Source organism: Kitasatospora sp. NPDC101447, assembly GCF_044767225.1.
Classification (GTDB): domain Bacteria; phylum Actinomycetota; class Actinomycetes; order Streptomycetales; family Streptomycetaceae; genus Kitasatospora.
This window is the reverse complement of sequence record NZ_JBIWNL010000003.1, coordinates 240,028-254,686: the sequence shown is the minus strand read 5'-3', so window position 1 is coordinate 254,686 and position 14,659 is coordinate 240,028. Positions and strand designations below refer to the sequence as shown.

Genomic DNA, 14,659 nt, shown 5'->3' with positions numbered 1-14,659 from the left:
AGTTGAACCACCCTTGTACAAGCTTCTGTTCGACCTGGTCTTCAAGAAGATGGACCCCGAGAAGGCCCACCACCTGGCCTTCTTCTGGATCCGGCTGGCCTCCTCGGTGCCGGGCCTGCGCACCCTGGTGCGCCTGGTGCTCGCCCCGCGCGACCGCGCCCTGCACACCCGCGCCCTCGGCCTCGACCTGCCCGGCCCGTTCGGCCTCGCGGCCGGTTTCGACAAGAACGGCGTCGGCATCGACGGCCTGGCCATGCTCGGCTTCGACTACGTCGAGATCGGCACCATCACCGGCGAGCCCCAGCCCGGCAACCCGGCGCCGCGGCTGTTCCGCCTGGTCGAGGACCGCGCGCTGATCAACCGGATGGGCTTCAACAACCAGGGCTCGGCCCGGGTCGCCGCCCGCCTGGCCGCCCGCCCGCACACCAGCTCCACCCCGGTCATCGGCGTCAACATCGGCAAGACGAAGGTCGTCGAGGAGGCCGACGCGGTCGCCGACTACGTCAAGTCCACCGAGCGCCTGGCCAAGTACGCCGACTACCTGGTGGTCAACGTCAGCTCGCCGAACACCCCCGGGCTGCGCAACCTGCAGGCCGTCGACCACCTGCGCCCGCTGCTCGCCGCCGTCCGCGAGGCCGCCGACCGCACCACCGCGCACCACGTGCCGCTGCTGGTCAAGATCGCCCCCGACCTGGCCGACGAGGACGTCGACGCGGTCGCCGACCTCGCCCTGGAGCTGGGCCTGGACGGCATCATCGCCACCAACACCACGATCGGCCGCGAGGGCCTGCGCACCGACGCCGGGCGGATCGAGGAGATCGGCATGGGCGGCCTGTCCGGCGCCCCGCTCAAGGCCCGCGCCCTGGAGGTGCTGCAGCGGCTGCGCGCCCGTACCGAGGGCCGGCTGACCCTGGTCTCGGTCGGCGGCATCGAGACCGCCGAGGACGCCTGGCAGCGGATCCTCCACGGCGCCGACCTGGTCCAGGGCTACAGCGCCTTCATCTACGAGGGCCCGTTCTGGTGCCGGAAGATCCACAAGGGCCTGTCCGCCCGGATCCGGGCCGCGGGCTTCCGCGACCTGGCCTCGGCGGTCGGCAGCGCCGTGCGCAGCTCGTGAGCGACCCGGCTCCCGTCAAGACCCGTACGGCCCCCGCACCCCCCGCACCCCTCGGAAAGGACGACATGACCCTCGCCCCGTTCGGCACCCGGCTGCGCCACGCGCTCGACACCCGCGGCCAGCTCTGCGTCGGCATCGACCCGCACGCCTCCCTGCTCGCCGCCTGGGGGCTCGGCGACGACCTCGCCGGGCTGGAGACCTTCAGCCGCACCGTGGTCGAGGCGCTGGCCGACCGGGTGGCCGTGCTCAAGCCGCAGGCCGCCTTCTTCGAGCGCTTCGGCAGCAAGGGCGTCGCCGTGCTGGAGAAGACCGTCGAGGAGGCCCGGGCGGCCGGCGCGCTGGTGCTGATGGACGCCAAGCGCGGCGACATCGGCTCCACCATGGCCGCCTACGCGGAGGCCTTCCTGTCGCCCGCGAGCCCGCTGTTCTCGGACGCCGTGACGGTCAGCCCGTACCTGGGCTTCGGCTCGCTGCGCCCGGCCCTGGACCTGGCCCGGGAGCAGGGTTGCGGCGTGTTCGCGCTGGCGCTCACCTCCAACCCCGAGGGCGCCGAGGTGCAGCGCGCGGTGGGCGCGGACGGCGAGCCGGTCGCCGCCTCGGTGCTGCGGCAGCTGGCGGCCGAGAACGAGGGCGCGGCGCCGCTGGGCTCCTTCGGCGCGGTGGTCGGTGCGACGCTGGCCGACGCGGGCGTCGAGCTGGCCATCAACGGGCCGCTGCTGGCCCCGGGGATCGGTGCCCAGGGCGCGACCATGGCGGACCTGCCGCGGGTGTTCGGCGCCGCGGTGATCAACGTGGTGCCGAGCGTCAGCCGGGACGTGCTGAAGCACGGTCCCTCGGTGGCGGCGCTGCGGGAGGCGTCGGACCGCTTCGTCGGCGAGTTCGCGGACGCGGTCAAGTAGGCCGGGCGGACGCGGTCGGGCGGGCCGGGGCGGACCCGGTCGCACCGGCCGGGCGGACCCGGTCACGCGGGCCGGACGGGCCCGTCACGGAGCGGGAGGCTACCCATCGGTAGCCGGTCGGTGACCCTGTGGAGTGTCCGCAGGACGGCGGCGGCGTCGCGGAGTGTACGTGAGCGCCGTCACATCGAGCCCGTCAAAGTTTCGCAATCGCGGTCATTTTGCCCGGGAAAGTCCTGGTCGGCCTTGGCTGACCAGGACTTTTCGTGTTCTTTTCCTGACGTGGCGCCGCAATGCGGGTAGTGTCCGGCGATAGGTCATCGGCGAGCCGCGAATTCCGTGGCTCCCGCAGGTCAGGGCCTTGTGGTTCCTCTTGCGGACGGTGTCCTGGGTACGAAACCAGTCATAGCTCAATCCCATCCATCCACACCCTGAGGTGAACGGCGTGGCTCTTCCGCCCCTTACCCCTGAACAGCGCACCGCCGCGCTCGCCAAGGCCGCCGAGGCTCGCCGGGAGCGCGCCGAGGTCAAGAACCGGCTCAAGCACTCCGGCGCCTCCCTGCACGAGGTGATCAAGGCCGGCAAGGCCGACAACGACGTGATCGGCAAGATGAAGGTCTCGGCCCTGCTGGAGTCCCTTCCGGGCGTCGGCAAGGTCCGTGCCAAGCAGATCATGGAGCGCCTCGGCATCAGCGAGAGCCGGCGCGTCCGTGGCCTCGGCACGAACCAGATCGCCTCCCTGGAGCGGGAGTTCGGCGGGGGTGCCGCCTGACCCTGCCCCGGTGGTCCCGTCATCCTCCGCGATCCGGGATAATCGGTGCATGAGTGAGCGTCCGCGGCTGACCGTGCTCTCCGGCCCTTCGGGGGTCGGCAAGAGCACGGTCGTCGCTCATATGAGGAAGATGCACCCCGAGGTCTGGCTCTCGGTGTCGGCGACGACCCGCCACCCGAGGCCCGGCGAGAAGAACGGGGTCCAGTACCACTTCGTCGACAACGACGAGATGGACAAGCTGATCGCCAACGGCGAGCTGCTGGAGTGGGCCGAGTTCGCCGGGAACCGCTACGGGACCCCGCGTGCGGCCGTGCTGGAGAAGCTGGAGCGCGGCGAGCCCGTGCTGCTGGAGATCGACCTGCAGGGTGCCCGGCAGGTGCGCGAGTCGATGCCCGAGGCGCAGCTGGTCTTCCTGGCCCCGCCGAGCTGGGACGAGCTGGTCCGTCGGCTGACCGGGCGCGGCACCGAGTCGCAGGACGTGATCGAGAAGCGTCTCGACGCCGCCCGGATCGAGCTCGCCGCCGAGCCCGAGTTCGACACGACCCTTGTCAACACCTCGGTCGAGCAGGTAGCGGCCGAACTGCTAGCCTTGCTCGGTGTAGCCTGACCTGTCTGTCTTTTCCACCCTTTCGGAAGGTTTTCGCGTGTCCTCTTCCATGACCGCGCCCGAGGGCATCATCAACCCGCCGATCGACGAGCTGCTTGAGGCCACCGACTCCAAGTACAGCCTCGTGATCTACGCCGCCAAGCGCGCGCGCCAGATCAACGCGTACTACTCCCAGCTCGGTGAGGGTCTGCTGGAGTACGTCGGCCCGCTGGTCGACACCCACGTGCACGAGAAGCCGCTGTCGATCGCGCTGCGCGAGATCAACGCGGGCATGCTGACCGCCGAGGCGGTCGAGGCTGCCTGAGGCGGTCGCTGATTTTCCGGGAGGGCCCGGCGGACTCGATTCCGCCGGGCCCTTCCGTCGTCTGCGGGCGCGGGGTGGGGCGCTGCGCGGGCGGCGGCTGAGGGGCCGTAGGGTGGGCGGGTTCCCGATGCGTAGAGAGGCCGGTTCATGACGACTGCGGACGCCCCGCGCGTGGTCCTCGGTGTGAGCGGCGGGATCGCCGCGTACAAGGCGTGCGAGCTGCTGCGCCGGTTCACCGAGTCCGGCCACCAGGTCACCGTGGTGCCCACCGAGGCCGCGCTGCACTTCGTCGGCGAGGCGACCTGGGCCGCGCTGTCCGGCCGGCCGGCCGCCACCGAGACCTGGGAACGCGTGCACGAGGTGCCGCACGTGCGGATCGGGCAGCAGGCCGACCTGGTCGTGGTCGCCCCGGCCACCGCCGACCTGATCGCCAAGGCCGCCCACGGCCTCGCCGACGACCTGCTGACCAACACCCTGCTCACCGCCCGCTGTCCGGTCGTCGTGGCGCCCGCCATGCACACCGAGATGTGGGAGCACCCGGCCACCCGGGACAACGTCGCCACGCTGCGCCGCCGGGGCGTGATCGTGCTGGAGCCGGCCGTCGGGCGGCTGACCGGCAAGGACACCGGCAAGGGGCGGCTGCCCGAGCCCTCGGCGATCTTCGACGCCTGCCGGGCCGTGCTGCGCCGCGGCGGGGCGGTGCCGACCGACCTCGCGGGCCGGCACGTGGTGGTCTCGGCGGGCGGCACCCGGGAGCCGCTGGACCCGGTGCGCTTCCTGGGCAACCGCTCCTCCGGCAAGCAGGGCTACGCGCTGGCCGTCACGGCCGCGGCGCGCGGGGCCCGGGTGACCCTGCTCTCGGCCAACGCCGAGCTGCCGGACCCGGCGGGGGTGGACGTGGTGCACGTCTCGACCGCGCTGGAGCTGCGCGAGGCGGCGGTGAAGGCGGTCGCGGACGCGGACGCCGTGGTGATGGCCGCGGCGGTGGCCGACTTCCGGCCCGCCGAGTACGCGACCGGCAAGATCAAGAAGGTCGAGGGGGTCGAGCCGGCGCCGGTCGCGCTGGTCCGCAATCCCGACATCCTGGCCGAGCTCTCGGCCCACCGGACCCGTTCGGGTCAACTGGTCGTGGGTTTCGCGGCGGAGACCGACGACGTGCTCGCCAACGGCCGCGCGAAGCTCGCCCGCAAGGGCTGCGACCTGCTCGTGGTCAACGAGGTGGGCAACGGCAAGGCCTTCGGCACGGACGTCAACGAGGCCGTGGTTCTGGGCTCGGACGGCAGTGAGACGCCCGTCCCGGTGGGTCCGAAGGAGGCGCTCGCGGACGTCGTCTGGGACCTGGTCGCAAAGCGGCTGGAAACGGGCGGCAACTGATCGGAAAGGGCTGCGGGACGCTCAAGAATTCCTGGAGTGGGTGACGTTCGGCGGAAGCAGCCCGTTAGACTCCAGGAATCAAGTCTTTCCGGAGTTACCGGGCCCACCGGGAACTTCAGTCAGCAGCCGCTGCAACCCCAGGGAGCGCTGTGTCTCGCCGCCTGTTCACCTCGGAGTCCGTCACCGAGGGCCACCCCGACAAGATCGCTGACCAGATCAGCGACACCATCCTTGACGCTCTCCTGCGCGAGGACCCGACCTCCCGGGTCGCCGTGGAGACGCTGATCACCACCGGCCAGGTGCACGTGGCCGGCGAGGTGACCACCAAGGCGTACGCCCCGATCGCCCAGCTCGTCCGGGACAAGATCCTGGAGATCGGCTACGACAGCTCCAAGAAGGGCTTCGACGGCGCCTCCTGCGGCGTTTCGGTGTCCATCGGTGCCCAGTCGCCCGACATCGCGCAGGGCGTCGACACGGCGTACGAGGCTCGGGTCGAGGGGTCCGCCCAGGGGGACGACACTGACGACCTGGACAAGCAGGGCGCCGGCGACCAGGGCCTGATGTTCGGCTACGCGTCCGACGAGACGCCCGAGCTCATGCCGCTGCCGATCACCCTGGCCCACCGCCTCTCGCGCCGGCTGACCGAGGTCCGCAAGAACGGGACCATCCCGTACCTGCGCCCCGACGGCAAGACCCAGGTCACCATCGAGTACGACGGCGACAAGGCCGTCCGCCTCGACACCGTGGTCGTCTCCACCCAGCACGCCAGTGACATCGACCTGGAGTCGCTGCTCACCCCGGACATCCGCGAGTTCGTGGTCGAGCCGGAGCTGAAGGCGCTGGCCGAGCAGGGCATCAAGCTGACCACCGAGGGCTACCGCCTGCTGGTCAACCCGACCGGCCGCTTCGAGATCGGCGGCCCGATGGGCGACGCCGGCCTCACCGGTCGCAAGATCATCATCGACACCTACGGCGGCATGGCCCGCCACGGCGGCGGCGCCTTCTCCGGCAAGGACCCGTCCAAGGTGGACCGCTCGGCCGCGTACGCGATGCGCTGGGTGGCGAAGAACATCGTCGCCGCCGGCCTCGCCCGCCGCGCCGAGGTGCAGGTCGCGTACGCGATCGGCAAGGCCGAGCCGGTCGGCCTGTTCGTGGAGACCTTCGGCACCGAGACCGTGCCGGTCCTCAGCATCCAGAAGGCCGTCTCCGAGGTCTTCGACCTGCGTCCGGCCGCGATCATCCGCGACCTGGACCTGCTGCGCCCGATCTACTCCCAGACCGCCGCGTACGGCCACTTCGGCCGTGAGCTGCCGGACTTCACCTGGGAGCGCACCGACCGGGTGGAGCAGCTGAAGGCTGCCGTGCAGGACTGACGTCCCCCGCACGTCGAAGCGGCGCCCGCCCCTCCCAGGGGGTGGGCGCCGCTCCGCTTTGTGCGTCCTGTCGGTGTGACCTGGTAGTACTTGGGAGCGATGAGCAACACAGGGGAGAACGGGGCCGGCGAGCCGGAGCAGCTGGCGTTCATCCGGGAGACGGTCAAGCGGGCCAAACCGCGCAGCTGGCGCGGAGCCAAGCGGGCCGAGCACCTTCCGGTGGCCCGGGTCGTGGTGGACAAGGGCGTGCTCACCATCGACAAGTTCTTCGACTACGAGGTGCCGGCCGTCATGGCCGAGGAGGCCCAGCCGGGCGTCCGGGTACGGGTGCGGTTCGGCGCGCGGGTGGTGAAGGGGCAGCGCGAGGGCGGCGAACTGCACGACGGCTTCATCGTCGCCCGCCTGGAGAAGAGCGACTTCCCCGGGCCGCTCGCCCCGCTGGCACAGGTGCTCTCACCCGAGCCCGTGCTCACCCCGCAGCTGCTGCGGCTGTGCCGGACCGTCGCCGACCGGTACGCCGGGACGCTCGCCGACGTGCTGCAGCTGGCCGTCCCGCCCCGGCACGCCAAGGCCGAGGCCGAGCCCTCGCCGCCGCCGCTGCCGCGCCCGCCCGCGCCGGCCCCCGGCGGCTGGCAGCGCTACCCGGCCGGGCCCGACTTCCTCACCGCGCTGGCCGACGGCGCCGCGCCGCGCGCCGTGTGGGCGGCGCTGCCCGGCCCCGGCTGGCCGTACGAGATCGCGCGGGCGGTGGCGGCGACCCTGTCGGGCGGGCGCGGCGCGCTGGTCGTGCTGCCCGACTCGCGTTCGGTCGCCCGGGTCGACCAGGCGCTGACCGAGCTGCTCGGCCCCGGGCGGCACGCCGCCCTGGAAGCCGACCTCGGCCCGCGCGAGCGCTACCGGCGCTGGCTCTCGGTGAGCCGAGGCTCCGTGCACGCCGCCATCGGGACCCGCGCCACCATGTTCGCGCCGGTGCGCGACCTCGGGCTGGTCGTCGTCTGGTCGGACGGCGACGGCAGCCACAGCGACCCGCGCGCCCCGCACCCGCACGTGCGGGAGGTCGCGCTGCTGCGCGCCGCCGAGGAGGGCGCGGCCGTGGTGCTCGGCGGGCACGCGGTGACGGTGGAGGGCGCGCAGCTGGTCAGCACCGGCTGGGCGCGGCCGCTCGTCGCGGACCGCGAGACCGTGCGGCAGGTCGCACCGAGGGTGCGGACCGTCACCGACCTGGACCAGCACCGTGACGTGGCCGCGCAGGCCGCCCGGCTGCCCTCGGTGGCCTGGGAGGCCGCCCGGGAGTCGCTGGCGGCGGGGCACCCGGTGCTCATCCAGGTGCCCCGGCGCGGCTACGTGCCCCGGCTGGCCTGCGGACGCTGCCGCACCCCGGCGCGGTGCCGGCGCTGCGAGGGGCCGCTGGAGGCGCCCTCGGCGGACGCCGCGCTGCACTGCGGGTGGTGCGGGGAGGCGGAGAACGACTGGCACTGCCCCGAGTGCGGGTCGTTCCGGCTCCGGGCCCAGGTGATCGGCGCCCGGCGGACGGCGGAGGAACTGGGCAAGGCGTTCCCGCGGATCCCGGTGCGGACCTCCGGCCGGGACTCGGTGCTGGCCACCGTGCCGGACGAGCCCTCGCTGGTGATCTCCACGCCGGGCGCGGAGCCGGTGGTGGAGGGCGGCTCCGGGTACGGGGCGGCCCTGCTGCTGGACGGGTGGGCCCTGCTCGGCCGACCGGACCTGCGGGCGGGGGAGGAGGCGCTGCGGCTCTGGCTGGCGGCGGCCGCGCTGGTGCGGCCCTCCACGGAGGGCGGCACGGTGGTCGTGGTCGCCGAGCCGTCCGCCCGTCCCGTCCAGGCCATGGTCCGCTGGGACCCGCTCGGGCACGCCGCGCTGGAACGGGACGAACGGGCGCAGCTGCACTTCCCGCCGGTGTCGCGGATGGCCTCGGTCAGCGGGAGCCCGGCGGCGGTCGCCGACCTGCTGGGGCTGATCCGGCTGCCGGAGGGCGCCGACGTGCTCGGGCCCGTGCCGCTGCCCGCGCTGCGCGGGGAGGAGCAGGAGCGCGCGCTGCTGCGGGTGGCGCCCGGGCAGGGGTCGGCGCTGGCGGCGGCGCTCAAGGCGGCGCAGATCGCGCGGATCGCGCTGCGGACGGCTGAGCCGGTACGGGTGCGGGTGGATCCGACGGACATCGGCTGAGGCGGGCGGGGCGGTCCGGGCGGTCCGCTCGGTTGGCGGGGCCGGGGCCGGCGCTTTCGGGGCCGGGGCCGGGGCCGGGGCCGGGGCTTTCGGGGCCGGGGGCTTGCTTCCCGGCGTGGCAGGGCGGCGGTGGGGCGGGGTGAGTGGGCCACCCCGCCCCGGGTGGCCGGTCGTTCGGGTGCGGGTGCCGTCAGCCGCGCAGGGGGATGCCGGTGCGGTCGACGGGGGTGCTGCGGTCGATCGTGGTGCGCTCGATGGTGCCGCGGTCGGGCTGGGGGCGGTCGACGGGGGTGCGCTCCAGGGCGGCGCGCTCCAGGCTGCTGCGGTCCAGGCCGCCCTGGCGGGCCGCCGGGACGGTCGCGGCCAGGCCGGCGGCGGGGGCGGCGGGCAGGTCCTCCGAGCGGTCCGGGCGGCCGGGGCCCGGGACGGCGCCGCTGGCGGCGAGCAGTTCGCTGGTCGGGCGGCGCATGCCGTAGCGGCGGTGCACGGCCTGCTTGGTGACCCCGAGGGCGGAGCCCACCGAGTCCCAGGAGAAGCCCAGCGCCCGGTCGAACTCGACCGCCGCCGCCACCAGGGTCTCCACGCTCTCCCGCAGCTCCTGCGCCAGGCGCACGGTCGGCGCCGGCGCCCGCCCGTACACCACGAAGCCGGCCGAGGTGCTGGGGCGGCGCGGTCGGTAGACGTTTCCCAGCTGGGCGGTGAGCGTCCGCAGCGCATCGACCTGGCGCCTCACCCGCTCGATGTCCCGCACCAGCAGGTGCAGGCTCGCCCGCGCCCGGGCGTCGTGGTTGATCTGCTCAGCCATGGCCTACGTGCCACCTTCCGTACGGTTGGGCTCGGCCGGGGCGCGGTGTCCCGTGCGCCCGGCCCCGGTCAATCTCTCTTGACCAACGCCGAAGCGGGGGCCGGGGTAACGCGGCTCGGCAGAGTCGGGTTATGCCAGAACGGTTCCGGCGGCGTCGAGGGCATGGGGGACGGGGCCGGCGCGTTGCATAGACTTGGCGGGAACAGCCGTTGCCCGCAGTCCCGCGCCGACTCCCGACACCCCGACGGACAGGAGCCCGTAGCCCGTGTCGATCCAGCCGATCCGTCTCTTCGGAGACCCCGTCCTGCGGGCCACCGCCAAGCCGGTGACCGTGTTCGACAAGGAACTGCGCAACCTGGTCCGCGATCTCACCGACACCATGCTGGACGCCCCCGGCGCCGGTCTCGCCGCTCCCCAACTCGGCGTCTCCCTGCGGGTGTTCACCTACCACGTGGACGGCGTCACCGGGCACCTGATCAACCCGGACCTGTCGCTGAGCGAGGACGAGCAGGAGGGCCCCGAGGGCTGCCTCTCGCTGCCCGGCCTGCGCTACGACACCAAGCGCGCGTACGGCGTGGTGGCCAAGGGCTTCAACATGTACGGCGATCCGGTGACCGTGGAGGGCACCCAGCTGCTCGCCCGGTGCATCCAGCACGAGACCGACCACCTGGACGGCATCGTCTTCATCGACCGGCTCGACCGCGAGCAGCGCAAGGCCGCCCTGAAGGCGATCCGCGAGGCGGACTGGGGCAGCGGGCCGGCGCCGGTCGTCAAGGTCTCGCCGCACAGCACCTTCGGCGCGGCGCGCTGACCCCGTCGGCTTCCCGAACTTCTTTTTACAGAAAGGCCCTTGATGCGTCTCGTCTTCGCCGGCACCCCCGAGGTCGCCGTTCCCGCCCTGGACGCCCTGCTCGCCTCCGACCGGCACGAGGTCGTCGCGGTGGTCACCCGCCCCGACGCCCCGGCCGGCCGCGGCCGCAAGCTGGTCGCCAGCCCCGTCGCCCAGCGCGCGGAGGAGGCCGGGATCGAGGTCCTCAAGCCGGCGAAGCCCAGCGACCCGGAGTTCGTCGCCCGCCTCACCGAACTCGCCCCCGACTGCTGCCCGGTGGTCGCCTACGGCGCGCTGCTGCGCCCCGGCACGCTGGAGATCCCCGTACACGGCTGGGTCAACCTGCACTTCTCGCTGCTGCCCGCCTGGCGCGGCGCAGCCCCCGTCCAGCACGCGGTGCTGGCGGGCGACGAGGTCACCGGCGCGTCCACCTTCCTGATCGAGCAGGGCCTGGACTCCGGCCCGGTCTACGGCGTGATCACCGAGGAGATCCGCGCGACCGACACCAGCGGCGAGCTGCTCACCCGGCTCTCGCTCTCCGGCGCCCGGCTGCTCGCGGCCACCATGGACGGCATCGAGGACGGCTCCCTGCACGCCGTGCAGCAGCCGGTCGACGGCGTCACGCTCGCGCCGAAGATCAGCGTCGAGGACGCGCGGATCGACTGGAACCACCCCGCGCTGCGGGTCGACCGGGTCGTGCGCGGCTGCGCGCCCGCGCCCGGCGCCTGGACCGAGTTCCGCGGCGAGCGGCTGAAGGTCACCGGGCCGGTCAAGCTGCTGCCGGAGTCGGCCGAACTGGCGCCCGGCGAGGTCGCGATGGTCGGCAAGAACAGCGTGCGGGTCGGCACCGGCAGCCACGACATCGAGCTGGGCGAGGTCCGTCCGCAGGGCAAGAAGGAGATGCGGGCGGCGGACTGGGCCCGCGGGGCGCGGCTGGAGGCCGGCGAGAGGTTCGGGACCGGCAAGGAGTGATCCGGCCGGGGAACGCGTCCCGGGCATCCGCGGCTGCGGAGACCCGGGACGGGGCTGATCAGGACGGCAGGGCGGCCCAGCAGCGGCCGTAGTCGGCGTCCTGGATGCCGGCGTCCCAGGCCGTCTTCAGCATGGCCCGGCCGGTGGCCGGGCCCACGATGCCGTCGACGTCGAGGGGGAACCGGCCGATGTCGACCATCCGCTTCTGGAACTTGCGGATGGCCCAGTCGGTTTCCGGCCCGTACTTGCCGTCCTCGAAGATCGGCTGCCGGTAGCCGCCGAACAGGTTCGAGAAGTGCTGCGCACACTTCACGGCCGCCGGGATGTTCTGGTAGCCGTATCCGACGTACGGCATGCCCGAAGCCGCCTCCGCGGTGCCGGAGGAGGCGAAGAGGGAGAGGCCGGCCATGCCGAGGCCGACGGCGGCGAGGCGGGTTCTGCGGAGCTTCATGCGGTGGGGTCCCCCTGGTGGATGGATGGCGGGGGCGTCCGTGCTTCGACGCGGCGTCCCCCGGTGCGTCCGTGCGAGCTGCGCACCCGTCAGATCGTAGCGGTGGGGATCACGGGGGCCCGGCGGCGGGGCGGCGGGCGCTGGGGGGTGGGCGGAACGGCGGCAGAGGGGTCGGCGGCGGGGCGGTACGGGGTGGGCGGAAGGGCGGTCGGCGCGGGTTTCGCGTTACTGTTCCTGTGGACAACCCGCAGCTGATAGCCCCCGCAGCACCTTGAGGCACACAGGTATGAGCACGCCCAGCAACACCCCCGGCGCCAAGCGCGCGCCCCGCCCGCACCGCCGTCCTAAGAAGGACCCGGCCCGGATCGTCGCGTTCCGTGCGCTGCGCGCCGTCGACGAGCGCGACGCCTACGCGAACCTGATCCTGCCCTCGCTGCTCCGCGAGGCCGAGCAGAAGGGCATGGACCGGCGCGACGCCGCCCTCGCCACCGAGCTCGTCTACGGCACCCTGCGCCTGCAGGGCACCTACGACGCGATCATCGCCGCCTGCATCGACCGGCCGCTGAGCAAGGTGGACCCGCCGGTGCTGGACGTGCTCTCGCTCGGCGCCCACCAGCTGCTCACCACCCGCATCCCCAGCCACGCGGCCGTCTCGGCGACCGTCGAGCTCGCCCGGGTGGTGCTCGGCGACGGCAAGGCGAAGTTCGTCAACGCCGTGCTGCGCCGGATCAGCGCCCACGACCTGGACGCCTGGATCGAGCAGGTCGCCCCGCCGTACGACCGGGACGCCGAGGACCACCTGGCGGTCGTCCACTCGCACCCGCGCTGGGTGGTCGCCGCGCTCTGGGACTCGCTCGGCCGCTGGCAGCCGGACGCCTCCGGGCGCAGCGCCATGGAGGAGCTGCTCCGGGCCGACAACGAGCGGCCCGAGGTCACCCTGGTCGCCCGCCCCGGCCGGGCCACCGTCGACGAGCTGGCCGACGCGCTGCCCGAGGCCGCACCGGGGCGCTGGTCGCCGTTCGCGCTGCGGCTCGCCGAGGGCGGCGACCCGGGCTCGGTCGCGGCGGTGAAGGACAACCGGGCGGGCGTGCAGGACGAGGGCAGCCAGCTGGTCGCGCTGGCCCTGGCCGCGGCGCCGCTGGAGGGCCCGGACCGGATCTGGCTGGACGGCTGCGCCGGACCGGGCGGCAAGGCGGCACTGCTCGGCGCGCTGGCCGCCGAGCGCGGGGCGGCGCTGGTCGCCAGCGAGAAGCAGCCGCACCGGGCCCGACTGGTGGCACGGGCGCTGCAGGGCAACCCCGGTCCGTACACGGTGATCGCGGCGGACGGCACGCGCCCGGCCTGGCAGCCGGACAGCTTCGACCGGGTGCTGGTCGACGTTCCCTGCTCCGGCCTGGGCGCGCTGCGGCGGCGCCCGGAGGCGCGCTGGCGGCGCCGGCCGGCCGACGTGGCGGCCTTCGGGCCGCTCCAGCGGGACCTGCTGCGCTCGGCGATCGAGGCCACCCGGATCGGCGGCGTGGTCGGCTACGCGACCTGCTCGCCGCACCTGGCGGAGACCCGGGCGGTCGTGGACGACGTGCTGCGCTCCGAGGGCGGGCGGGTCGAGTGGATCGACGCGCGCCCGCTGCTGCCCGGCGTCCCCGCGCTCGGGGACGGGCCGGACGTGCAGCTGTGGCCGCACCTGCACGGGACGGACGCGATGTACCTGGCGCTGCTGCGGCGGACGGCCTGATCGGACGGCCTGGTCGGTTCGGTCTGGTTGGACGGTCGGGTCGGCTCAGCCTGGTCGGGTGGCCTGGTCGGTTCGGTCTGGTTGGACGGCCTGGTCGGCTCAGCCTGGTCGGGTGGCCTGGTCGGTTCGGTTAGGCCTGATCGGGCGGCTTCCTCGGGTGGCCCGGTCGGTTCGAGGTGGTCGCTTGCACCTCCCGTAGGGGGAGGAGGCAGGGTGGTGGCCATGAACGGCGACACGACCTACACCATCGGTGAGCTGGCCCGGCGGACGGGGCTGACGGTCAAGACCGTCCGCTTCTACTCGGACCAGGGGATCGTGTCGCCGGCCGACCGCAACCCGGCCGGCCACCGGCGGTACGGCGTCGACGCCGTCGCGCGCCTGGAACTGGTCCGCACCCTGCGGGAGCTCGGGCTCGGACTGCCCGAGATCCGGTCGGTGCTGGAGCGTGAACGTGCCCTGCCCGCCGTCGTGGCGGCGCACGCCGAGGCGCTCGACGTCCGGATCCGGGTGCTGCGACTGCAGCGGGCCGTGCTGGGCGCGGTGGCCAGGCGCGGGTCCACACCCGAGGAGTTGACGATGGTGCACCGGCTGGCCCGACTGTCGGAGGACGAACGGGAGCGCCTGGTGGGGGAGTTCCTGACCGGAGTGTTCGGTGCGTCGGTGGCCGGTGGGTCGGCGGCTGTCGGATCGGCGGCCGGTGGCCGGTTCGCGGCCGTGGCGCGGTCGTTGACGCCGGAGCTGCCGGCCGATCCGTCGGCCGAACAGGTCGAGGCCTGGGTGGAGTTGGCGCAGCTGGCGGCGGACGACGGGTTCCGGGAGCTGTTGCGCGGACTGCTGGCGGACGAGGCGGCGGAGGCCGGAGAGGGCCGACCGCGTCCCGGACTGGCGGTGGCCGTGCGGGAGTTGGCCGGTCCGGCGGTCGCGGCCGGGGTGGTTCCGGAGTCGCCGGAGGCGGCGGTGATCGCGGCGGAGCTGCTGACGCGGTACGCGGCGATGTTGCCGAGAGGTGCCGAGGCGGTGCGGGGTCGGCCGGGGGATCGATCGGGGGATCGGCTGCGGGGTCGGCTGGGGGAGAGGCTGGCGGCGATGGCTGATCTGCGGCGGGAGCGCTATCTGCACCTGCTGGCGGTGGTCAACGGGTGGTCGGAGCCGGAGAGTCGGGCGATCGAGCTGGACTGGGCGCGGCGCGCGGTGGCCTGAACCGGTACGGGCGGCGTGGGCGTGGTGGCCACGTCGACGACGG

The 14,659-nt window shown here is 73.8% G+C and carries 13 protein-coding genes and 1 pseudogene; 12 read left to right on the top strand and 2 right to left on the bottom strand.

Annotated features, from left to right (window positions below):
* Positions 1-13 precede the first annotated feature (13 nt).
* The 8 genes from ACIRST_RS06090 (at position 14) to ACIRST_RS06055 (ending at position 8,627) form a co-directional block, all read left to right on the top strand.
* On the top strand, positions 14-1,117 hold the full coding sequence (locus ACIRST_RS06090) for a quinone-dependent dihydroorotate dehydrogenase (RefSeq protein ID WP_350521217.1): 1,104 nt from the start codon (positions 14-16) through the stop codon (positions 1,115-1,117).
* A gap of 65 nt (positions 1,118-1,182) precedes the next feature.
* Positions 1,183-2,016 carry an orotidine-5'-phosphate decarboxylase gene (gene pyrF, locus ACIRST_RS06085; RefSeq protein WP_350521216.1) on the top strand — a complete coding sequence of 278 codons (834 nt, stop codon included), beginning with the start codon at positions 1,183-1,185 and terminating at the stop codon, positions 2,014-2,016.
* Between the two features lie 442 nt (positions 2,017-2,458).
* Positions 2,459-2,785 carry an integration host factor, actinobacterial type gene (gene mihF / locus ACIRST_RS06080; protein ID WP_030056187.1) on the top strand — a complete coding sequence of 109 codons (327 nt, stop codon included), beginning with the start codon at positions 2,459-2,461 and terminating at the stop codon, positions 2,783-2,785.
* A gap of 49 nt (positions 2,786-2,834) precedes the next feature.
* Positions 2,835-3,392 carry a guanylate kinase gene (gene gmk / locus ACIRST_RS06075; RefSeq protein ID WP_350521215.1) on the top strand — a complete coding sequence of 186 codons (558 nt, stop codon included), beginning with the start codon at positions 2,835-2,837 and terminating at the stop codon, positions 3,390-3,392.
* A gap of 37 nt (positions 3,393-3,429) precedes the next feature.
* A complete protein-coding gene (rpoZ, locus tag ACIRST_RS06070) occupies positions 3,430-3,696 on the top strand; it encodes a DNA-directed RNA polymerase subunit omega (RefSeq protein WP_030056185.1) in 267 nt (88 codons plus the stop codon).
* 147 nt (positions 3,697-3,843) lie between these two features.
* On the top strand, positions 3,844-5,070 hold the full coding sequence (gene coaBC / locus ACIRST_RS06065; RefSeq protein WP_350521214.1) for a bifunctional phosphopantothenoylcysteine decarboxylase/phosphopantothenate--cysteine ligase CoaBC: 1,227 nt from the start codon (positions 3,844-3,846) through the stop codon (positions 5,068-5,070).
* A gap of 149 nt (positions 5,071-5,219) precedes the next feature.
* Complete coding sequence (metK, locus tag ACIRST_RS06060) at positions 5,220-6,443, top strand: methionine adenosyltransferase (protein WP_350521213.1); 1,224 nt, start codon at positions 5,220-5,222, stop codon at positions 6,441-6,443.
* A gap of 99 nt (positions 6,444-6,542) precedes the next feature.
* The gene (locus tag ACIRST_RS06055; protein ID WP_350521212.1) at positions 6,543-8,627 is read left to right on the top strand and encodes a primosomal protein N'; all 2,085 of its coding nucleotides are present in this window, start codon (positions 6,543-6,545) and stop codon (positions 8,625-8,627) included.
* Between the two features lie 287 nt (positions 8,628-8,914).
* On the opposite strand, the pseudogene ACIRST_RS06050 reads toward ACIRST_RS06055, so the two are convergent.
* A pseudogene (locus ACIRST_RS06050) lies at positions 8,915-9,432 on the bottom strand (hypothetical protein); the annotation flags it as partial.
* Between the two features lie 265 nt (positions 9,433-9,697).
* Between ACIRST_RS06050 and def the strand changes: the two are divergent.
* Positions 9,698-10,243 carry a peptide deformylase gene (gene def, locus ACIRST_RS06045; protein ID WP_350521210.1) on the top strand — a complete coding sequence of 182 codons (546 nt, stop codon included), beginning with the start codon at positions 9,698-9,700 and terminating at the stop codon, positions 10,241-10,243.
* 42 nt (positions 10,244-10,285) lie between these two features.
* Complete coding sequence (gene fmt / locus ACIRST_RS06040; protein ID WP_402800631.1) at positions 10,286-11,233, top strand: methionyl-tRNA formyltransferase; 948 nt, start codon at positions 10,286-10,288, stop codon at positions 11,231-11,233.
* Between the two features lie 58 nt (positions 11,234-11,291).
* Here fmt and ACIRST_RS06035 read toward each other — a convergent pair whose 3' ends face one another.
* A complete protein-coding gene (locus tag ACIRST_RS06035; RefSeq protein WP_350521208.1) occupies positions 11,292-11,684 on the bottom strand; it encodes a peptidoglycan-binding domain-containing protein in 393 nt (130 codons plus the stop codon).
* Positions 11,685-11,970: 286 nt separating this feature from the next.
* On the opposite strand from ACIRST_RS06035, the gene ACIRST_RS06030 reads away from it, so the two are divergent.
* On the top strand, positions 11,971-13,416 hold the full coding sequence (locus ACIRST_RS06030; RefSeq protein ID WP_402800437.1) for an RsmB/NOP family class I SAM-dependent RNA methyltransferase: 1,446 nt from the start codon (positions 11,971-11,973) through the stop codon (positions 13,414-13,416).
* 222 nt (positions 13,417-13,638) lie between these two features.
* On the top strand, positions 13,639-14,616 hold the full coding sequence (locus ACIRST_RS06025) for a MerR family transcriptional regulator (protein WP_402800433.1): 978 nt from the start codon (positions 13,639-13,641) through the stop codon (positions 14,614-14,616).
* Positions 14,617-14,659 lie beyond the last annotated feature (43 nt).